The organism is Ruania rhizosphaerae, from assembly GCF_009805705.1.
GTDB lineage: Bacteria > Actinomycetota > Actinomycetes > Actinomycetales > Beutenbergiaceae > Ruania > Ruania rhizosphaerae.
In genome coordinates this window covers 1-19,506 of sequence record NZ_VSMB01000014.1, presented here as the reverse complement: position 1 = coordinate 19,506, position 19,506 = coordinate 1, and the positions used below count along the sequence as shown (strand labels likewise).

Genomic DNA, 19,506 nt, shown 5'->3' with positions numbered 1-19,506 from the left:
GACCGCATCATGAGCACCACCCAGACGCAGGGGCGCAACCGGCGCATCGTCGAAGCCCGCCGCCTGTTCGACCGAGTCCTGAAGGGCGACCTTCGTGCACGCGCCGAGGTCCTGGAGACGCTGACGACCAGCGACTTCCCGTACCTCCTCGGTGCCGCGTACAGCCGGGAGATGCTCGGCGAGTACGCCAGCGTCCCGGCTGTGTGGCAGCGGTACTCCACCCGCTCCACTGTGCCCGACTTCCGCCCGAAGTCGCTCATCGACCTCCTGGGCGGTCGCGCCGGACTCACCCGGGTGCCGGAGGCCACCGAGTACAAGGCACGGAAGCTGTCGGAGGCGAAGTACGAGTTCAAGGTCGAGAAGTACGGCGACCGGTTCCCGCTCACGTGGGAAATGCTGAAGAACGACGACCTCGACGCATTCCGCAACCTCCCCTCCCGACTCGCTGTCGCAGCCCGGGAGACCGAGGACATCGTCACCGCGAAGACCCTGTTCAACAGCGGTGGGACCGCGCTGAACACGGACTTCTTCAAGACGGCGAACAAGAATGCCCCGGGCACCGCGGCGCTGAGCACCGAGTCGCTCGAAGCGGCGCTGACCAACATCAGCACCCGCAAGGACAACGAGAAGCGTCCGATCGTGGTCTCCGGTGCCGTCCTGATGGTTCCGCCAACGCTGGAGATGCAGGCTCGGCGGATCCTGAACGCGACGGAGATCCGCCGCACCGACGGGAACACCACCACGGTGGAGTCGAACTACCTCACCGGCCTGGTGGAGCTCGTGGTGAACCCGTGGTTGACCGTCGTCAACACCGGGACGAACGCGGCCACGAACTGGTTCGTGCTCCCGAACCCGAACCAGAACAACAACCGCCCGGCGCTCGTCACCGGCTTCCTCCGCGGTGAGGAGGACCCGGACCTGCGGGTCAAGGCCGACGCCGGCAACCGGGTCGGCGGTGGCGCCGTGGCTCCGGAGGAGGGGTCGTTCGACGACGACACCATCCAGTACCGGGTCCGGCACGTCACCGGCGCCGGGACTGTGGTCCCGACGGCGACGTACGCCTCCACCGGCGCGTCCTGACCCAGGCGCCCCAACCGGCGGGTGGGTGTCGCCCCTGCCATCACCAGGGATGACACCCACCCGCACCTACCTGAACAGTGGAGGTGAGCTCGTGGCCATCGACTACAACACTGAGGTCGGGCAGGTCCGCCTCCTCATCGCCGACGTCAACGAGAGCAACCTGGTCCTGACCGACGACCAGATCGACGGACTCCTCGCCATGGAGGCTGGGGTGAAGCGGGCCGCGGCGGCCGCCCTCGACGCGATCGCCGTGTCCGAGGTCCTCGTGTCCAAGGTGATCCGCTCCCAAGATCTGACGACTGACGGGGCGAAGGTCGCCGACGCTCTCCGCGCCCTCGCCCGCCAGTTGCGCGGCCAGGCCGACGAGGACGACAACGCCGGCTTCCTCGACGTGATCGAGTTCCACCCCTACCCGGGCCCGGAAGCGACAGAGCAGGCGATCTGATGCCGTTCCCGTCGACACGGATCATCCCGACCGGCTGGTCAGCGCATCACCAGCCCGCGATGCGCACATCCATGAACGCCACCTGCGTCATCACGGACCCTGCACGCACCACCCGCGGCCCCTGGGACGAGCAGACCGGCAGCTACGGCCCGCCTGTCCCATTCCAGGTGTACCCCGACCCGCAGGCCACCGAGGATGCCCCGTGCCGGGTGCAGCGCATCGCCTCCGGCCGCGAGGCTGTCCAGGCCGGTGTGCAGGTCGAGTACCGCGGCTACCTCATCACCATCCCCGCCGACGCGCCCGCCATTCACCCGGATTACGAGGTCCATGTGACCGACGCGATCAACGACCCGAACCTGCCGGGCGAGATGTTCACGGTCACCGACGTGCTCCTCGGCAGTGAGCGGTTCGAGCGGGACCTGTTCTGCACGCACAACGAGTCCACGGAGGCGGTGAATCCCTGATGGTCATGATCGAAGGCTCCGGCTTCCACACCCTCGCCGTAGACCTCGCCCGCGCGGGCGAACGGGCGCGCCCCCTGGCCGAGACCGTGGTACAGAAGGTCACCGCCGATGTGGAGCGTGACGCGAAGATCTTCGCCCCGGTCGACACCGGCGCCCTGCAGAACTCGATCTCCCGCCAGGTCAGCACCGGTGCCGACACCATCACCGGCGAGGTCGGCCCGACCGTGAACTACGGCGCGTTCGTCGAGTTCGGAACCTCCCGCATGGCACCCCGAGCGTTCCTCGGCCCGGCCCTAGACCGCAACGGACCCGGGTTCGAGAAGGCGATGGGCCAGATCATCGACAAGGCGCTCTGATGCCCACACCACGCCAGCTCCGCGTCGCCGCCGAAACCCTCCTGATCAACGAGGGACTGCAGCTGCTGCGATCGGTCAACGAGGACGCTCCCGTCGGTCCTGACGAACTCGTCGGACCATACGTGCGGCTCTACCCGGGCAACACCGGCCGCCCGGGCGATTCCGACGAGGCGTTGTGCGGCGACGTCGGGTCCGGGCGGTGGCAGTTCCAGGTCACCTGCGCCGGCGGCACCATCTCGCACGCCGAATGGGCCCTCACCCGCACGCTGGCCGCGTTCACCCAGAAGGTGCGACTCACCCCCGATAGCGGGTTCGTGCGGCAGGAGTACGTACCCACGTTCGCGACCGAGGACACCACCACCCGCCCGCACCGGTGGTTCTACCCCGTCCTGTTCACCGTCCAGATCCCCTAACCACCTCGAGGAGGCCGTGATGGCCACGAAGTTCGTCGACGCCTACGACACCCGCACCGGGAAGAAGCTGCAGCACCGGGTGCCCGAGTACTTCATCGGGCACCGCAAGTTCGGGCGTCACCTGTCCAAGACCCCCCGCCAGAAGGCGCAGGAGCCGAAGCCGCAGACCGGCACGGACGCCGCGAAGGTGACCGAGCCGGCCACTCAGGAGTCCCCGACCGGGGCCAACACCACGAAGGAGAAGTGACATGCCGAAGACTCTGGCTGACGGTCGGGTCAAGCTGACCGCGCTCACCACCAAGCCCGCAGATGTGGCTGCGATCACCATCACCGAGCTCGGCGCTGGCACCGAGGCCGCGTGCTCGATCAACAAGTCCGACTACCGGCTCTCCGCGACCGGGTCCACCCCGATCACCGAGCAGGAGATGTGCCGCAAGGGCGAGGGCAACACCCCCGGACCCACCCAGTACGAGGGCAGTGTGACCCCGTTCTGGTACCTGGACGAGACCGGGCAGCCCGACCCGGCGGCGATGGAGGTGTGGGACCTGCTCAAGACGAAGGGCACCACGCTGTGGCTCGTCGAGCGGGACGGTCCCGAGGAGGACGTCGACTGGGCCGAGGGAGACGAGTACGTCGTGTACGAGGTCGTCACCGATGAGCCGCAGGTTCCCACGGACCGGTTCACCGGGTTCATCAAGCGCATCGTGCCGCTCGGTGTGCAGTGGAAGGAAACAGGGGTCGTCGCCGCGGGCGTCTGATCCCTCTTTGTCACCTGCCGGGGCCTGTGTTCACGGGTCCCGGGCCCCGGCAGGTCCAACCCGTGCAGACCCGTGAAACCCCGTGAAGGAGCACCCCGTGTCCGAGAACACCACCACCCCTGAGGCGGCCGAGTTCGATCTGCTCGACTGGATCGACTCCGGCACCACCGCCCGGTGGGAACACCCCATCTACAACAACCCCGCCCTCGCCTCCGTCATGGAGGACCTCAAGCGCCAGTACGACGAAGCCACCCGCGCCGACGAGAACGCGCCGGCGGGCGAAGAGTCCATGGGCGAGACCTCCCGCGTGAACCATCTCCTCAGGGAGATGGAACGTGTCGTTGAGCAGTGGGAGGCGTCGAAGGCGGTGTGGCGGGGCCACGCCCTCGCGCAGGAGCTCATCGATGAAATCACCGAGAAGCACCCGCTCCCCGAGGCGCGCCCGGAGCCGCAGCGGCACCAGTACTCCTCCGAGGAGGCGTACGCGGCAGCCTATGAGAAGTGGCTGCCCCACCGTGATGCCGTGGCGAAGAAGATCGCTGTCGCGATGGACGAGCGGAACTACCGGTTCATCGTCGCCAGTGTGGATGAGGTCGTCACCCCGAAGGGGAGCGTGACGGGTGTTTCGTTGGAGCAGGTGCGGCGGATCGCGGTTCGTCCGCACGGGAAGAAGCAGCTCACCGCTCTGGTGCAGAAGATCTCGCAGGCCACGAATGGTGACGTGGAGGTGGTGGCCCCAAAAGGGTTGCCGACGAGCTGACCGAACAGCCCGGGCTGCTGCTGGCGTTGCGGGCAGCCCGGGCATGGCAGGTGCGCCCGATGGAATACCTGAGCAGCTGGTCGGAACGTGACCGCACCCTCGCTGAAGGGCTCCTGACATACGAGGCCGGCCTGCATTCGTGCGGTCACCCGGTGGGGCGGGCGTTCAATCCGGAGATGGATGGGTGGTTCGAGGCCGAGTGGGACGTTTGCTACGCCTGCGCGGCCGCGGACCGGGCGCGGGCGGACACGGAGAAGCCTGACCCGGGTGCGGTGCTGCATGTGGTGGACACCCGCCCGGCAGACAAGCCGTTGCCGCCGTTGGTGATCCCGGTGACGGGTTAACCGGCTGGGAGGACTGCAAACGGGGTGAAGCTCACCTCATCTTCTGGCACGACGTCCGAAGACCAATCGAGCACATGGGCGGAATAGAACTCGCCACCGGTAGGAACGGACGCCTCGAACCACCAGAGGCAGTCTTCGCTGTCCTGATAGCGCTCGCCGGCCCTCAGCGTGGTGGTCGCCACGATGGAACCGGCTGCGTCCTCGATCGTGACCTGCACGCCCTCCTTGATCACGGTCCACTCTGAGTGGCCCATGCACATCCCGTCCTCGGGTACGTCATGCAGCACTGCGCCGCCCCCCAACCCGACAGCACCTTGCACGTCGATCTCCGAGGCTTCGGCCTCGCTCGGCTCCTCCGTTACAGCCGCGGAGCTGCTCGGCTCATCAGGAGCGGCGCTCGCTTCGCCGTCGTTGGCGGTACATCCGGCTAAGAACAGCACGCTCGCAGCGATGGCTGTCATCAGTGATCTCTCCATCAGCACAGTCAACCGCATGGCACCCGCACGAGGGGAGGTTCCCTCGTGGCAGAGCAGCGTTCCGTCGTCGTCCGACTCGTCGCCCAGATCTCCGAATTCACCCGGGCGATGGGGCAGGCGTCCCGGTCTGTGGAGGAAGTCGGCAGCGCTACGGAGCGCACTTCCCAGCGGTCGCAGACGGCTGTGCGCAGCATCGTGCAGTCTGCGCGGGAGAACGAGCAGGCGTGGACGACCGCCGGCGCCGGGCTCACGGCTTTTGGCGCGGGCATCACGGCCGCAGGCGTGGCCGCCGGACGTACTGGCATCGCATACAACACCCTGCAGCAACGGTCCCGTGCCGCGTTGACCACCATGCTCGGATCGGCCGAGCAGGTGGCGGCGCAGATGGCCGAGTTCGATGAATTCGCTCGCCAATCCCCGTTCGCGAGGGACGTGTGGCTTCAGGCGCAGCAGCAGATGCTCGGCTTCGGCATCGAAGCCCAACGCGTCATCCCCTATCTGGACGCGATCGAGAACGGTGTCGCAGCCGCCGGCGGCTCCAACCACGACGTTGCCGAACTGTCCCGCATCTTCTCCCAGATCAGCGCGTCCGCGAAGATCACCGCCACTGACCTGCGTGAGTTCGGCAACCGCGGGATCGACGCCGCGACCCTCATCGGGTCCCAGATGGGCATGACCGGCGCCGAGATCCGTGAGTCCATTACCGATGGCACTCTCGACGCACAGGACGCGCTCGATGCTCTCGCTGCTGGCATGCAGGAGCGGTTCTCTGGCGCGGCGGACAACGTCAAGGACACCATGGTCGGCGCCGTCGACCGAGTGAAGGCCGCGTTCCGTGACCTGTCCTCCGAGCTCGTCACGGTGCTCGTCGACCCCGAGGGCGGTGGCCTCCTTGTCGACTGGCTGAACAACCTCGCTGACGCCGCTCGCGGCTTCCAGGACCTGCCCGGCCCACTGAAGGCCACCGTCGCGGGCATCATCGGGCTGACCGGCGCCGCATCCCTCCTCGCCGGTGGTGCGTTGCTCGCGGTCCCCCGGATGGTCGCGTTCTACGACGCCCTCGGGAACCTCGGACCCGCGGGCACCCGAGCCCAAGCTGGGCTCCGTCGTTTCGGCCCCACGCTGGGCAGGATCGCCATCCGGGCCGCAGCTGTAGCCGTGGCAGTGCAGGCCGCCGGCGCCGCGTCCCGCGCACTCAGTGATGCCATGTATGGGGGCGCCGCCGGCGCTAACGAGTTGTCCCGCGCGCTGCGCACCGGCGATTACGACACAGCATTCCAGGGCCTATCTGGTGCGTATGACAGTCTCGGTGAGTCGCTGCAGACCCTCACCGGTGGCGGGATCATCGACCGCGCAGACCGTGCACTCTCGGGCCTCAACCAGGCTGTTGGTGGCCCGTTCGTTGATGATGTGCAAGGCGCTAGGGACGCGTTCGCCGCGATGAGCGACTCCCTCTCTGGGATGGTGCAGGGTGGTGATGCCGAGCAGGCGGCAGCGCAGTTCGAGATGCTCGCTGATCGCGCTGCTGAGATGGGTGTCACGCAGGAGCAACTGCTCGAACTGATGCCGTCCTATCGGGACGCGCTCGTGGGTCTCGAGGAGGGCGCCTACGACGCGGCTGGCGGGTCGGACACTCTGGCGGCATCTCAGGAGGCTGCACAGGAGCAGGCCGAGGAGTGGGCTGGCACAGCACAGTCGGCTGGTGAGTCATTCGGCTCGATCGTGGGCTCCTACCAGTCCGTAATCGACAAGAACCGCGAGATCGCCGAATCGACCTCGGCGGCGACGGAGGACGCGTCGGATTCGTGGGAGGACTTCTACGACGGCGCCTCGGTGTCCATGCAGGATTGGATTGCCGAGCTGGAGGCCCAGCGGGAGGCTACAGAGAACTGGGCTGCGAACTACCGCGAGGCCCTCGGTCAGATCGCTGACGAGGTCCCTCGCGCAGGCCAGGAAGCGCACCGGGCGTTCGTCGAGGAGATGGTCGCTTCCGGTGAGGAGGGCGCGGCGGCGCTGCAGGCGTTCGTTGACGGCACACCGGAGCAGCGGCAGCAGCTTGTGGACGCCTGGGCGGGGACCGGGCAAGCGATCTCGGATGTGATTGACCGGGGCACCCGCCCGATCGGGCTCGACGCTGACACGTCTGAGGCCGTCAGCGAGTTCAACGCGATGACAGGCGACTGGGAGAACACCACCACGCCCACTGGTTTGGACGCGGACACCACCGACGCGGACGACACGGTCGCGGAGTGGCAGCGCACCATGATGGACGACGTCACGGATACGAACCTGGACGCGAACACGCGCCCAGCTGACGACTCGGTCCGTGAGGCGCAGAACGACTGGGCGAACGACACCACTGACACGCAACTGGGCGCAAACACGAGTCCGGCATGGTTGGACGTGAACGGTTTCTTGGACTCCACCAGTGACCGCGGCACGGATGTGCAGGTCGGCGCCAACACCTACAGCGCTCGCCAGGGTGTCGACTACCTGGTCCGGGACATCAACGGCCGGTCAGCGACCATCAGCGTCTACACCAGGCGAGTGCGTGGCGGGGGTAGCGACAGCGCTCTTGGGAGACTGCCCGAGGGCTACGCCACCGGTGGTGCCATCTCCGGCCCCGGGAGTGGCACGTCGGACTCGGTGCCAATCATGGCGTCCAACGGCGAGCACATGCTCACGGCCCGCGAGGTACAGATGGCGGGCGGGCATTCGGCGATTGAGGCGATGCGAGCCGAGATCCGCTCCGGTCGCCGGATGCGCGCCTACGCCACCGGTGGTCCTGTGAGCCGCACATTCCTCCCAACCGCGCCGTCAGCCCCCACAGTGAACGTTGCGGCACCGTCTCTGGACGGCATGGCGATCACCGGCCGCCTGGAGATCAGTGGGGATGGCCTGGCTCGGATCGTCGATGGACGGATCGGCAGCGCTCTCACCCAGCAGGCCGACTCCTACCGATACGCAGGGAGGCCATGATGCCCATCCTTGAAGCCACCTACGACCCGGCGTGGGCTGCGGTGCGGATCGTGGTCGATGGCGGCATGTGGCCGTCTGCGGTGTCGCAGATCCGGATCGAACGCCAGTCGGCCGGCTACCCGGTCATCCCGGTGCGGGGCGTGGAGGACCTGTGGGTGGCTGGTGGGTACTGGATCGGCACTGACCATGAGATGCCAATCAACACCAACGTCCAGTACACCGTGTACGGGTTCAACGAGTTCGGCGACCCAGTTGCACAGGAGTCGCAGAGCGTCTCGACCGTGGGCGCCCCACCATGTGACTTCTTCATCAAGGCACCTGGGAAGCCGGACCTCACGCAGAACGTCATTTTCCGAGGGATCGGGGACGTGTCCTCGGCGACTCGGGGCGGCGCCTACCAGATCCACCAGTCCGACCCGGCCGCCCGACCCAAGGCGATCGCACAGTGGGCGGGATCAGACACTCTCCAGGCGCCGATCATCGTCGGCACGAAGGGTGCAGGTGCTGCCCGCGCACTGGAGGGGCTGCTCCAGCGCGCGCGGGTGGTGCTGATCCAGGACGCGGCCGCCGAGCCGGAGCTGACACCAGGTTGGTACCTGGTCACCGGGTGGTCGCGGGCGAACCCGGCGCAGATGAGCTACGCCCACTACGACGGCCGGAACTATGCCCTCTCCCTCGTCGCCACCGACATGCCCGCCGGGCTGGGTGTCCGCTCGACCGGGACCACCTGGCAGGGCGTGATGGATCAGTACGCCACCTGGCAGGACGTCATCGACGCCAACCCGACCTGGTTCGACCTACTCCAGGGGGCGTGATGTGGCCCGTCACAAGCCCCTACCTGGAGGCGATCCAGTCCCCGCATGAGGTGGTCATCCGCGCTGACGTGAACAAGGGCGGCGTCCGGCTGTACTCGGATCTGCCGGTGGAAACGCAGGGCTCTCGGGTGTCGGTGGCTGCGCACCGGATCACGCGACGTGAGTGCACACTGATCATCGCTCCACGGTTGCGTGAGGGTGTCTATGGTGACCGGCCGGCGCTGCCCGAGTCGTGGGATGCGCCGCTGGGTCACTACGGACAGGAGATCACGCTCCGCCACGGCCTGGTGTATCCGAACGGTGTCGTGGAGTGGGTTCCGTGCGGGATGTACCGCATTGATGACGTGGACGGGTCGCTGCTGGACCAGTCGGGCGTGCAGATCAAGGGTGTCTCACGTGAGGCGTGGATCGCGGACGACCGCTTCTCCAATCCTCGTACCGTCTCGTCCTCGTCGGCGCAGCAGTTGATCACTGACCTGATCCAGGAGACCGACCCGGCGTTCGTGGTGATCCCATCTGCGACGCAGGACGCGCGCGTGCGGCGGACGACGTTCGATGAGGACCGGTGGGATGCCATCACTCAGATCGCTAAGGGCATCGGAGCTGTCGTCTATGCGGACGCTGCAGGTCGGTTTGTGATCCGTGACGCTCCGACGCTGGATTCGCCACCGGTGTGGCGGATCGCGTCGGAGTACTCGACCCAGGAGCAACGCACTGTCACCACCTACGACTGGACCGGCACCACTGGGGAGTCGACTTCCATCGAGACCACGCTGGACGTGGTGACCCGCACCAACCATGTCACGGTCCCACGTCCGCGCGAAGGTGAGGATCTAGGCCCATGGGGAACGTTCGGTGGCCCGGTCGCAGTAGACGAGCCTGGCCCTGATGGCGGTATCGGGCTGTTGCGGCTGGTCGGAGACGGATCTGGACAGCGGTACGCGCAGGTCAGTGTCCCGATGGCTGGCTCCAACACCGCCGTGCACATGTCGCTGTGGGCGCGCTCCACTGCGGACGTGACGATGGACTGGGCCCGGGTGTCCGCCCGGGACGGGTTCTCCACTGTGGCCAGCACCGACCTATCCCCGATCCCGCTGACGGCGGGCGAGTGGGCCGAAGTGGCCGGGACGGTGGAAGTCGCAAGCGAGTTCGATTCTGCGCGCGCGACGGTCGGCCTGGTCTCCTCGACACTGCCGGACGCGGTGGAGCTGGATTTCACCATGGCGTACGCCTCCACGGTGGCGGGACCATTCTTCGACGGCGACACCCGCGACGTGATCGAGTACTACACGGTCGACCACGCGGGCGTGCTTGTCTCCGCGGATCAATCCTCCAGTCGTGAGCGCGTCTACAACCGGGTGGTAACGCGCGGGGAGAACCCTTCCTCTGGCGCTCCCCCGGTGTCCGCGATCGCGACGGACACCGACTCGTCCTCGCCCACTCGCTACGGCGCACCATCGACCGGTGCTTATGGGCACGTGACGAAGTTCCAGGCGATCCCAACGATCACAACCGTGACACAGGCACGACGTGCCGCGGCGGCCGAGCTCGCGCGCTCCACCGGTGCCGCGTCCTCGGTGGACATCGGCGCGGTGCCGAACGTCGCTTTGGAGGCGCTCGACGTGATCGACCTGTGGACCGACCCGACCGACGCGAACACGATCCGCCGGCACGTCGTCGACTCCATCACTTTCGATCTCGCAGCAGGGGGCCGTTTCCAGATGAGCACTCGCGACATCCGGCAGGTGGTCGCATGACATCGCTCGGGCAGTCCACAGCGAACATGCTCGCCCGCATGACGACCTCGGGGTGGCGACTCGGCACCGTCCTCGAGGTTGACGCCCCTACGGGGACGCTCACCCTGGATCTCGGTGGCGAGACCGTCTCCGGGGTGCCATGGCAGGCATCCGCCTACTCCCCCGTCGTCGAAGACGTCGTCACGGTCCACTGGGACAGGACTCATGGACTACTCGTGACCGGAACTATCTCCACTGTCCAGGTGGACGAGCCGGAGCCCGTGACCCGGGCGCTGCCGTCCACTGACGAGGTCGCTTGGGAGATGTCCGACGAGGACAACGACGGCACGTGGTCCCCCACCCTCTTCTACCCGGATGGAATCGAGTGGGCCACGCAGGGCACCGACCCTCGCCAGGGCGGGGATGAGCCGCCCGACTTCGTGGCGCCGATCATCGTGTGGGCGACCATGATCACCTGGGAGGACCTGCCCGACCGGATCCCTGGCGGCGCGACAGGCGTGCGCCTCTTAGCTCGCGTCAAGCGGGTCGACCGCGCCGGCGACTACGGCCCGTACCAGCCACGCAAGCAGCTCGTCTCCCCTGTGCTGTGGGGTCACTCCTACACACAGGCAGCGCCGCCAGCTGACAACGTCGCCCCGACACTCACGCACGGGCCCTGGTTGCCCGGGCAGTTGGCCGCCGCATCCGAGTGGGGCGCCGGTGACGGCGAGCAGGCCACATGGCCGATCCCGCAGGCACTCCAGGACGACCTGATCTCAGGGGCCGCTACCGGGTTGGCGCTATACACCGACGACATCGACGAGACCGCCAGTTTCGCGATTTCCCTGGTACTCACCTACACCCCACCGCCCGAAGTCTGACCTCTCCCGCCCTCACCCCGACGCCCAGCGCGATCGGGGCCTCACCCATGCCCAGGAGGACCGCATGCCCGCAAATGAGCCAGTCCAGCAGGGCCCGTACCCGACTCCCCCGGATCCGCCTGACGGTCCCAACCAGATGAGCGCGATCGTCACGTGGGCGGCCGGGCGACTGAACATGCGCTTCGCCGACGTGCCCGCCCTGGAGGCCGAGATCCCCTCCCCCGTCGAGGGCATGGAAGCGTTCACCGGGTCCGGGTCGAGCGCCGTTAAGTGGATTTACGTCAACGGGGATTGGGTGCGGGCCTACGAGGCAGGAGACTCTCGCCTCCGCCGCGAGCGACTAACCGGCACCGACGTCATCGCCGTCGAATCCGGGTGGTCCCTGGTCTACGCCTCCGCTGTCATCGATACCGACCCAGAAGCGGGCACGTCGATGGTCACCATGACCTGGCAGCAAACGGGCGTCGCGATCACGTCCGGAGCCCAGAATGTGGCCCTCGGCTCTCTTGCAGTAGGTATGCCGATCCCGAAGGAGATCTCGTTCGGTTCCGGGTCGGCGGGATCGAACTTCTCTCACGTGAACGTCACGACGTCGGGGTCGGTCGCGCTCCGATATCAGGTCGATGCCACGTCCAGTGGCGCGACCTCGCGTTGGGTAGCGGTTTGGGAGGCGTGACCCGTCACCCGATGTGTCCCTGAGTCACTGAGGCGTCACGTCCGCGCGATGAGCGCTACGGCCAGATGCGGAGCACCGATCCCGTCCAGCATGTCGACTGGATCAGTGCCGTTGTTCCAGACCTGTAGGAAGATGTCCTGTCCGGCAGCGATCTGAACTGTCGTGGCGGTTGCGAGGTACCGGGTTTCCCATCCGCTCTGATCGATGACCGTGCCCACTCCGCCCACCACGATCCGGAGCTGGAACTCGTGGGGTGGGGTCAGGTCGAGACGGATGCTGCCAGAGACCATGTAGATGCCGTCGACTGGGACATAGAAGCCGTTGGCCCCGGCCGTGATGCCGCCGTGCATGTATTGCACCGTGCCGGCGCTGATGGTGTGCGGACCGCCCTCCGGGATCGAAACGGTGCCCGTTCCTCCCTCTCGACGGGCAGCCACGGCGGTGGCGTTCTGCGCCCTCCAGTCCCCGTTGACGTAAATCCACCTATCGGCCCCGACCTCCGAGGAGTCGTATGACCGCCCTACCCCCTGCGGCGATCGCAACCATCGTCGCCGCCGCTATCGGAGTGGTCGGCGTCATCGTCGGCGCCGCCCTGGTCCACAGCCGTGAGACGAAACGCGACCGCGCCTCAGCGATCATGCAGCACGTCGAGATCCTGCAGACCCGCCTGCGTGACAGCGAGACCAGGCAGGCGAGCATGCAGGGCGAGATCGACCGACTCTGGACGGCCCGCCGCGCCGACGCTGTCCTCATCCGCGCCCAAGGTGACCATATCGACGTCCTGGAGGCGCACATCTGGGCACGAAGAGAACCCCCGCCGCCCGCGCGCCCCCAGGGCGCCTGACCCCGACACCCCCACCCGAGCCCCGCCAGAGCGCGGGGCTTTCGCATGCCAGGAGGCATCCAAGCATGGTCACGCTCAAGAAGGGGCGCCTACCCGGCGCCGTCTGGGACCCGATCAGTAAGCGGTCCCTGCTGTCCAACCGGCCGGTGCGGATGACGGTGCACATGGCCGTCACCGACGCCGACGACATCTACGGTCCCGGCAAAGGTCCAGGGAGGACGTACGCCCACGCGTACAACCCGTTGGACGAGGCAATGCGGCAGCACCAGGAGATCCACCGCAAGGCCTATGCCGACCTCGACGGCAACGGCAAGACCTTCGCTGTCGAGCACCAGGGCCGCCCGGGCGACCGGATGAGCGGCAACCAGATCGACAACGACGCCCGAGCATTCGCACACCTGGTCACCGAACATGGGGTGCCGAACCGGATCGCCAGCTACAACGACACGACCGGTCTGGCCTGGCACCGCCTCGGCTGCAAGGGCAACTTCGGCGCGTTCGACAAGGCCAACCGGAAGACTTGGTCCGGGTATCAGACCGGGCAGCGTTGGTCGACCGTCTTCGGCAAGACCTGCCCAACCGATGCGTTCATCGACCAGCTGGACGAGATCTTCGACCTGGCGCAGGACTACATCGAGGGCGTGCCGGTCAAGAGGCCGCCGAAGCAGAAGCCTGCGCCGGTCACCGGATCAGGCAAGAAGACCCCGCGCAAGAGCCGTAAGTACGCCAAGCTCCGCCGCGACGGCGACTTCGGTCCGGTCACCGCCACGGCGTACCAGATCCTCCTGGACGCCCCCGAGGTGGACTACTACCACGGCGACATTGACGGCGACTTCGGGTCCCTGTCCATCAGGGCTGAGCAGGAGTGGCTGCGCGACCTCGGGTTCTACAAGGGCCGCATTGACGGCATCCGCGGCCCGATGACCCGCAAGGCGCTGCAGTCGTTCCTGCGCTCCAAGGGCCTGTACTCCGGCCGGATCGACGGCTGGCTCGGACCGATGAGCGTGAAGGCGCTGCAGTCCTACCTCAACCAGCAGCGCAAGTACCTATGAAGCCAACCCCGCGCCACGCGCGCACACAGAAGGGAATCCTTATGACTCCGTTGTTCACCGGCGCCTGGTGGAAGGCCACCGGGTGGCGCGTCCTGTACACCGTCCTCGCCGCGCTCATCCCGCTGGCGTCGCAGATCGGCACCGGCAACGTGGAGCTCGCCTACGCCGGCGGCCTCCTCGGTGCCGTCGCTGTCGCGTCGTTCGCCACCGCACTGTTCCGAATGCCCGAACTCACCGGCACCCAGGTGCCGGCGTGGAAGGCAGCGGTGTACCGGGTGGCACGCACCCTGGGTCAGACTGTCGCAGCCGGGGTGGCATCGGTGACGCTGATCCAGGACGCTGCCTGGCACGACATCGCCGTCACCGCCGCTGGTACTGCAGCCGTGACGCTCATCCGGACGCTGATCGGTTACCTGCCGGAGTCGGCGACCGAAGAACTGCTCGAGGAGTAGCGAACCTCCGGTGCGCATTCGCCCCCACCTGGCCTGATGGCTGGGTGGGGGCGATTTCGTGCGTCGGGGGCATGCGCAACCAGGACGGGACGGTAGGAGATCCGGAATGCCAAGTTCATCGCATGTCAACCGAGAAGTCGAAGTCCCTGGTCCTGCTCCATGTCCACAGCACCAGCGAGGAGGGCCGGTCTTTCCAGCTCAGCGCTCGCTGTGAGGTATCCCGGGAGCGCCCCACGCTCTCCGAGCGGATCGACGGCCTGGCCGCCCGCGTGATGCTCGTGCTGCTGAAGATCCTGCCCGGCCTGCAGGCTCTTCTGGACTACCTACTCAGCCTGTCCTGAGTGAGCGTGGAGTGTCACCCCCTGGCGCGAGACTCCCTCTCATGACCGTGGAGTCGTGGTGGCAGCTCGCGGACCGCACCCAGCCGATCCTCAACGCGCGCCCGGTGCCGGCTCGGCGGGTACAGTGCCGCCTCACCCCGCCGGTGCCGGTGGTGGCCACGATCGTGTGGGCGGTCGACGGTGCCGAGCAGCTGCGCACGGTGGCGACGCGGTGGACAGTCCGCGGTGACGTGCTGGTGCGGATCCTCGACGATCGCCGGCGGACGATCGGGGCGTGGGTCAGTGCCGGCGACGTGGAGCGTACGGGTACCGCCGCAACCCTGACTGCCGTGCGATCCGGCTGACCGTCGACGGCGTCGACCCCACCTCCTCGGCCACCGCATCCACCTTCCAGCCGGCCCGCATGAGCTCGACGATCCGCTCGTCACGCTCCCGCGTACGCACCCGCGCCTCAGCGATCATCGCTAACCGCAGACACGTCTTGGACCCGCACAGTTTCGGCTGCCGCTTGCCGGGCAGGACACACCACGTGGCCCCGCACATACGGCACGCTCCCTCGCGCATCAGCGACGGACCCAACAGCGGGCGCCCGTACAGGGTGCGGGAGTAGTGCAACGAGCACAGGCTGCGGTTCTTCACGGGGCTCTCGCACCCGATCACAGCACACACCCTCGGCATGGCCACCATCATGGCGCGAGCGGTCGGACCTCTCCACCCGGGTGAGATGAGGCACTAGTCATGAGAGTTACCAAAACCCAGCCGGGCACATCGCCCCGCTCCGGGGCTTCGTACAAGCGTGCAGCCACCTGCCTCCGCCAGTGGATCAGCCTGCGTCGCATCATCGTCTCCTTCGCCTCGTGCGCGTCATCTCTCGTCGTCTCGGATCGGTTCGTACAGGTCATAGGGAGAGCACCGCCAAGCCCGGGAACACGGCGAACACCACCGAGATGGGTAGCAGCAGGAAAACCACGGGCACCATCATTGCGATCTCCCGCTTGCCGCCCTCCTCCATCAGCGCTCGGTGCCCCACCCGGCGGGCGTCCTGGGCTTGGGCTCTGAGAACATCGGCCAGCGGCGTTCCCCGATCGACCGCCGTCGCCACGCCTTCGGCGAAGCGTGCGATACCCGGCAGGTCCGTCCGTTGCGACAGCCCCTCGAGCGCGTCGGTGAGGCTACGCCCGGAACGGACGTCGGCGAGCGTGCGAGTCAGCTCACCGGAGAGCTCACCGCGCGTGCTTCGCGCCACCCGATCGAGGGCTGACACCGGCGCCTCTCCGGCCCCTACCGCCAGGGCGAGGAGCTCGGCGATCGTGGGGAATTCGCTCACGATGCGCTTCTCCCGAGCCTGGACCTGGCGGGTGAGCATGTAGTCGCGGGCAAGGACGCCGGCCAGGCCGGCGAGAGCGACGAGCACCACCAACGCGGCAACCGATGTCCCTCGGGCGGCGGCCAGCACGAAGGAGAACAGCAGTCCCGCAGCGAGTCCCAGCGCACACCAGATCACCTGCTCGGTCCGGAACTGCTCCACCGTCATCGGATGACCGGCCCGCACGAGGCGGCGCCGGATACTGATCGTTGTACTCCCAAGACGTTCGAAGAACGCCGCGGCATCGCCGATCACTGGGCGGAGCATGCGTTCCACGGTGGGGAAGGGCGTGTGAGTCGCCGGAGCTTCGAGCAGGCGGGACGTGCCTACCTGGTCGCGCAGATAGGGTGAGACCCGGTCGATGAGTCGTACCCGCCGCGCGGCGAGGCGCCACACCACCAGGCAGCAACCCAGGCCGAACATCATGCCGATGCCCGCCCCGGTCAGTGAGAGGTGTCCGAACATCACCGCATCACCCGTTGGTCCTCGGGGAGTCGGCCGATGCGCACCATCAGCAGATAGGCGCCCGCACATGCGAGCCCGCCGAGCAGCAAGACCACGGCGCCGAGCGGTGAACTGAAGGCGTCGGTCGTCTGCGGCCTGGTGCTGAGCATGGCGAGGATCAGCCACGGCGACGCTGCTGCGAGCCGGGCACCGTTGACGGTCCAGGACTGCCGCGCCTCCAGCTCACCGCGCGCCCGGAGATCTTCGCGCAGGAACTGCGACAGGGTGCGCAGCAGGCGCCCCAGGTCCGTGCCGCCGACCTCGCGTGTCAGGCGCAGTGCCTCGATGAGCCGATCCGCGACCGGGTCGGCCAGACGCGCCTTCAACCGGTCCAGGGAGTCGGCGAACCGGCCCGTCGCCCGGTAGTCCTCGGCGAAGGATGTGAACTCGCCGCGCAACTGTTCCGGGCCCCGGTCAGCCAGGCTGATCAGCGCCTCCGGCAGACTCATACCAGCTCGGATGGCTGACGAGAGGTCATCCACGACGTCGGGCCACAGCTCCCGCAGGGCGACCCTGCGCCGTCGGGCTCGGGCACGCACGTAGGTCTGCGGACCCAGGCCGGCCAGCACGGCGAACGCAGCGGCAATCGGAAGGGACGTCGTCAAGACGTAGACGACGCCGAGCACCACCAGGGCCAGTGCCAGCGAGACTGCGACGAGGCCACCCGGACCGACGCCCGGCATCCCCGCCTGGACGAGGAGATCCTGCACGCGGCTGGTCCGTGCCGACGGTGATCGTTGCGCGCGTGGCCAGCACGACCACCAGATGCAGAGCAGCCCTGCACCGAGCAGCAGGCCGGCTACTGTCCCCATACGCTCAACGCCTCGCCAGCAGCTCAGTGAGGTCAAAGCCCGCGCGCACGAAGCGCTCGGGATGCGGCGGGAATCCGTCGCCCCGGACCAGCTCACCCCCACGACGTTCGAAGACGGTGGACACCTCCACCACGCCCTGCTCCACACGGCCGGACAGCGCCACGATCTCACTCACCTGCCGTCGCCCGGTGTGGTCGAGGTCGAGGTGAATCACCAGGTCGAACGCTGCTGCGACAGTCGGCACCACGAACCGGTCCGAGACGTTTTCACCGGCCAGCAAGGGCAACGTGCACATCTTCACGACGGCGTCCCGGGCCGAGTTGGCATGGATCGTGCACGCGCCGGGGATACCCGCATTCAACGCGATCAACATGTCAAGAGACTCGGCCTCGCGAACCTCACCGATGATGAGCCTGTCCGGACGCATGCGCAGCGCCTCTTTCACAAGGCGCCGCAGCGGGATCTCGCCGGTGCCCTCGAGATTGGGCTGCCGGCACTGCAGCGAGACCACGTCTCGTCCTGCGAGCTGCAGTTCGAAAACCTCTTCGCATGTGATCACATGCTCGTTCGCTGGGATCGACCCGCCAAGCGCGTTGATCATGGTGGTTTTCCCCGATTGGGTGTTGCCCTGAAGGTTCCAAGTACATTTAGCGCCGCCAACCCCACCGTCCTAAGGAGAGGGCACCATGAGCACCAACAAGGCGACCGAGCTCTACGACCTGGCGACCAAGCGCGGCATCGAGGCCGTCATCCGCACAGACGCCTTCGGCGAAGGCGACATGCACATCTGCACCGTGTACCTGCCCTCGGGCAAGCGGTACGAGGTCAAGACCCTCGCCACCCCGCGCCCGACCCGGACCGGGCAGCTCGTGACGCGCATGACCAACCACGCGTACATCCGCAAGGGTGCCGGGCGCCGCATCCGCTGGGTGATGGTCTCGCTGGTCGCCGTCGAGCGGGAGATCCAGGCGGAGGCGAACCGGTGACCGGGGCGATGGTGGCCAACTGGCAGTCGCTCGCCGCTGCTGCCCGGACGTACAGCGAGCTGACGAACTACGCTCTCGGGGTGACCATGGCAATAGCACGCGACGCGGACCTCACCGCCGCCGAGCGGCGGCGCCTCGTGGACACCATCGAGGCGGACCTCGACGCAAGGAGCGAGGCATGAGCCCGGGCGCCGCCCGCCGCTGTGTGGTGTACGCCCGCATCAGCATCACCAGCGAAGAGTCGGTCAGCATTGAGCGGCAGATTGAGGCGGGCGAGCAGTACGCCGCCGCGCAGGGCTGGCAGGTGGTGGGCACCTTCACAGATGAGGGCGTGAGCGCGACGGCCAACCGCCCTGTGGACCGCGAGGGGTGGCGGGCGCTGCTGGCCAGCCCTGAGCCGTACGACGTTGTCATCGTGTGGAAGGTGGACCGGCTGGCGCGGCGCATCACGGACTTCTGGGCGTCGGTGGCCGCGCTGCAGGAGCAGGACCGGGCGCTGGTGGCCGTCAAGGACAGCCTGGACATGACCACCGCCACCGGGCGCACGTTCGCCGGGCTGATAGCGGGCTTCGCCGAGATGGAGGCGGAGGCTATATCGCTCCGGGTGCGGGCGGCACGGGGCCACCTGCTGCGGGCTGGGCGTGTGGTGGGCGGGACGGTTCCGTACGGCTGGCGCAACGTGCCGAACCCCGACGGCGACGGCAAGGTTCTTTCGCGAGACCCGGAGCGTATCGAGTACGTGCGCGGCATGGTTCAGCGCGCGCAGCGGGGCGACACCATCTACAGCGTGGTGCAGTGGCTCAATGAATCGAACGCGCCGCTCCCCCGGGCGTCGCAGACGCACCGCAAGCGCGAGGGCTGGCGATACAAGACCGTCGAGGATCTGCTGCGGAACCCTGTGCTGGCTGGAATGACTGCCTACACCCCGGGCAACGCTGGCAAGTCGCGCGGCTCGGAGGTGCTGCG

General features: G+C 67.6%; 26 protein-coding genes and 1 pseudogene. 22 read left to right on the top strand and 5 right to left on the bottom strand.

What is annotated here, in order from left to right; all coding sequences use genetic code 11:
* Positions 1-9 precede the first annotated feature (9 nt).
* The 9 genes from FV560_RS16555 (at position 10) to FV560_RS16515 (ending at position 4,620) form a co-directional block, all read left to right on the top strand.
* On the top strand, positions 10-1,080 hold the full coding sequence (locus FV560_RS16555) for a phage major capsid protein (RefSeq protein ID WP_159622678.1): 1,071 nt from the start codon (positions 10-12) through the stop codon (positions 1,078-1,080).
* 49 nt (positions 1,081-1,129) lie between these two features.
* Positions 1,130-1,525: a hypothetical protein gene (locus FV560_RS16550; RefSeq protein WP_159622677.1), complete on the top strand. Its 396-nt coding sequence runs from the start codon at positions 1,130-1,132 to the stop codon at positions 1,523-1,525.
* Between the two features lie 59 nt (positions 1,526-1,584).
* Positions 1,585-1,989, top strand: coding sequence for a DUF6093 family protein (locus FV560_RS16545; protein ID WP_159622676.1), 405 nt, complete (start codon positions 1,585-1,587; stop codon positions 1,987-1,989).
* Complete coding sequence (locus tag FV560_RS16540; protein WP_235020184.1) at positions 1,989-2,345, top strand: HK97-gp10 family putative phage morphogenesis protein; 357 nt, start codon at positions 1,989-1,991, stop codon at positions 2,343-2,345. The genes FV560_RS16545 and FV560_RS16540 overlap by 1 nt, the downstream gene beginning before the upstream one ends.
* Entirely contained in the window at positions 2,345-2,758 is a 414-nt protein-coding gene (locus FV560_RS16535) for a hypothetical protein (RefSeq protein ID WP_159622675.1), read from the top strand. The genes FV560_RS16540 and FV560_RS16535 overlap by 1 nt, the downstream gene beginning before the upstream one ends.
* 19 nt (positions 2,759-2,777) lie before the next feature.
* Entirely contained in the window at positions 2,778-3,005 is a 228-nt protein-coding gene (locus tag FV560_RS16530; protein ID WP_159622674.1) for a hypothetical protein, read from the top strand.
* Between the two features lies 1 nt (position 3,006).
* Positions 3,007-3,516: a phage tail tube protein gene (locus FV560_RS16525; protein ID WP_159622673.1), complete on the top strand. Its 510-nt coding sequence runs from the start codon at positions 3,007-3,009 to the stop codon at positions 3,514-3,516.
* 97 nt (positions 3,517-3,613) lie between these two features.
* Complete coding sequence (locus FV560_RS16520) at positions 3,614-4,276, top strand: hypothetical protein (protein ID WP_159622672.1); 663 nt, start codon at positions 3,614-3,616, stop codon at positions 4,274-4,276.
* 59 nt (positions 4,277-4,335) lie between these two features.
* Positions 4,336-4,620 carry a hypothetical protein gene (locus tag FV560_RS16515; protein ID WP_159622671.1) on the top strand — a complete coding sequence of 95 codons (285 nt, stop codon included), beginning with the start codon at positions 4,336-4,338 and terminating at the stop codon, positions 4,618-4,620.
* Here FV560_RS16515 and FV560_RS16510 read toward each other — a convergent pair.
* On the bottom strand, positions 4,617-5,081 hold the full coding sequence (locus FV560_RS16510; protein ID WP_159622670.1) for a hypothetical protein: 465 nt from the start codon (positions 5,079-5,081) through the stop codon (positions 4,617-4,619). The genes FV560_RS16515 and FV560_RS16510 overlap by 4 nt on opposite strands.
* A 60-nt stretch (positions 5,082-5,141) precedes the next feature.
* Between FV560_RS16510 and FV560_RS16505 the strand changes: the two genes are divergently transcribed.
* The 5 genes from FV560_RS16505 (at position 5,142) to FV560_RS16485 (ending at position 12,183) form a co-directional block, all read left to right on the top strand.
* Positions 5,142-8,075: a tape measure protein gene (locus FV560_RS16505; protein WP_159622669.1), complete on the top strand. Its 2,934-nt coding sequence runs from the start codon at positions 5,142-5,144 to the stop codon at positions 8,073-8,075.
* Positions 8,075-8,890, top strand: a complete 816-nt coding sequence (locus FV560_RS16500) for a hypothetical protein (RefSeq protein ID WP_159622668.1) — start codon at positions 8,075-8,077, stop codon at positions 8,888-8,890. The genes FV560_RS16505 and FV560_RS16500 overlap by 1 nt, the downstream gene beginning before the upstream one ends.
* Positions 8,890-10,647 (top strand): DUF5047 domain-containing protein, encoded by a 1,758-nt coding sequence (locus FV560_RS16495; RefSeq protein ID WP_159622667.1) that lies wholly within the window; start codon positions 8,890-8,892, stop codon positions 10,645-10,647. The genes FV560_RS16500 and FV560_RS16495 overlap by 1 nt, the downstream gene beginning before the upstream one ends.
* Positions 10,644-11,507 (top strand): hypothetical protein, encoded by an 864-nt coding sequence (locus FV560_RS16490; protein WP_159622666.1) that lies wholly within the window; start codon positions 10,644-10,646, stop codon positions 11,505-11,507. The genes FV560_RS16495 and FV560_RS16490 overlap by 4 nt, the downstream gene beginning before the upstream one ends.
* Before the next feature lie 64 nt (positions 11,508-11,571).
* A complete protein-coding gene (locus FV560_RS16485; protein WP_159622665.1) occupies positions 11,572-12,183 on the top strand; it encodes a hypothetical protein in 612 nt (203 codons plus the stop codon).
* A 35-nt stretch (positions 12,184-12,218) separates the two neighbouring features.
* Here the strand turns inward: FV560_RS16485 and FV560_RS16480 are convergent, their stop codons facing one another.
* Entirely contained in the window at positions 12,219-12,533 is a 315-nt protein-coding gene (locus FV560_RS16480) for a hypothetical protein (protein WP_159622664.1), read from the bottom strand.
* Between the two features lie 161 nt (positions 12,534-12,694).
* On the opposite strand from FV560_RS16480, the gene FV560_RS16475 reads away from it, so the two are divergent.
* From FV560_RS16475 to FV560_RS16455, 5 genes are all read left to right on the top strand, one after another.
* Complete coding sequence (locus FV560_RS16475) at positions 12,695-13,027, top strand: hypothetical protein (RefSeq protein ID WP_159622663.1); 333 nt, start codon at positions 12,695-12,697, stop codon at positions 13,025-13,027.
* Positions 13,028-13,092: 65 nt separating this feature from the next.
* The gene (locus FV560_RS16470; protein WP_159622662.1) at positions 13,093-14,079 is read left to right on the top strand and encodes a peptidoglycan-binding domain-containing protein; all 987 of its coding nucleotides are present in this window, start codon (positions 13,093-13,095) and stop codon (positions 14,077-14,079) included.
* A 41-nt stretch (positions 14,080-14,120) separates the two neighbouring features.
* Positions 14,121-14,531, top strand: coding sequence for a hypothetical protein (locus FV560_RS16465; protein ID WP_159622661.1), 411 nt, complete (start codon positions 14,121-14,123; stop codon positions 14,529-14,531).
* 122 nt (positions 14,532-14,653) lie between these two features.
* Positions 14,654-14,872, top strand: coding sequence for a hypothetical protein (locus tag FV560_RS16460; protein WP_159622660.1), 219 nt, complete (start codon positions 14,654-14,656; stop codon positions 14,870-14,872).
* Positions 14,873-14,913: 41 nt separating this feature from the next.
* Positions 14,914-15,216, top strand: coding sequence for a hypothetical protein (locus FV560_RS16455; protein WP_159622659.1), 303 nt, complete (start codon positions 14,914-14,916; stop codon positions 15,214-15,216).
* A 554-nt stretch (positions 15,217-15,770) separates the two neighbouring features.
* Here FV560_RS16455 and FV560_RS16450 read toward each other — a convergent pair.
* From FV560_RS16450 to FV560_RS16440, 3 genes and pseudogenes are all read right to left on the bottom strand, one after another.
* Positions 15,771-16,703: a type II secretion system F family protein gene (locus FV560_RS16450; protein ID WP_159622766.1), complete on the bottom strand. Its 933-nt coding sequence runs from the start codon at positions 16,701-16,703 to the stop codon at positions 15,771-15,773.
* On the bottom strand, positions 16,703-17,452 hold the full coding sequence (locus FV560_RS16445; protein WP_338049713.1) for a type II secretion system F family protein: 750 nt from the start codon (positions 17,450-17,452) through the stop codon (positions 16,703-16,705). Before FV560_RS16445 ends, FV560_RS16450 begins: the two co-directional genes overlap by 1 nt.
* 106 nt (positions 17,453-17,558) lie before the next feature.
* Positions 17,559-18,188, bottom strand: a pseudogene (locus tag FV560_RS16440) (CpaF family protein); the annotation flags it as partial.
* Positions 18,189-18,240: 52 nt separating this feature from the next.
* Here FV560_RS16440 and FV560_RS16435 point away from each other — a divergent pair.
* From FV560_RS16435 to FV560_RS16425, 3 genes are all read left to right on the top strand, one after another.
* Positions 18,241-18,540, top strand: a complete 300-nt coding sequence (locus tag FV560_RS16435) for a hypothetical protein (protein ID WP_159622656.1) — start codon at positions 18,241-18,243, stop codon at positions 18,538-18,540.
* A complete protein-coding gene (locus FV560_RS16430; protein WP_159622655.1) occupies positions 18,537-18,722 on the top strand; it encodes a hypothetical protein in 186 nt (61 codons plus the stop codon). Before FV560_RS16435 ends, FV560_RS16430 begins: the two co-directional genes overlap by 4 nt.
* Positions 18,719-19,506: recombinase family protein (locus FV560_RS16425; RefSeq protein WP_159622654.1), on the top strand; the 788-nt coding region annotated here is incomplete at its 3' end. The genes FV560_RS16430 and FV560_RS16425, both read left to right, overlap by 4 nt.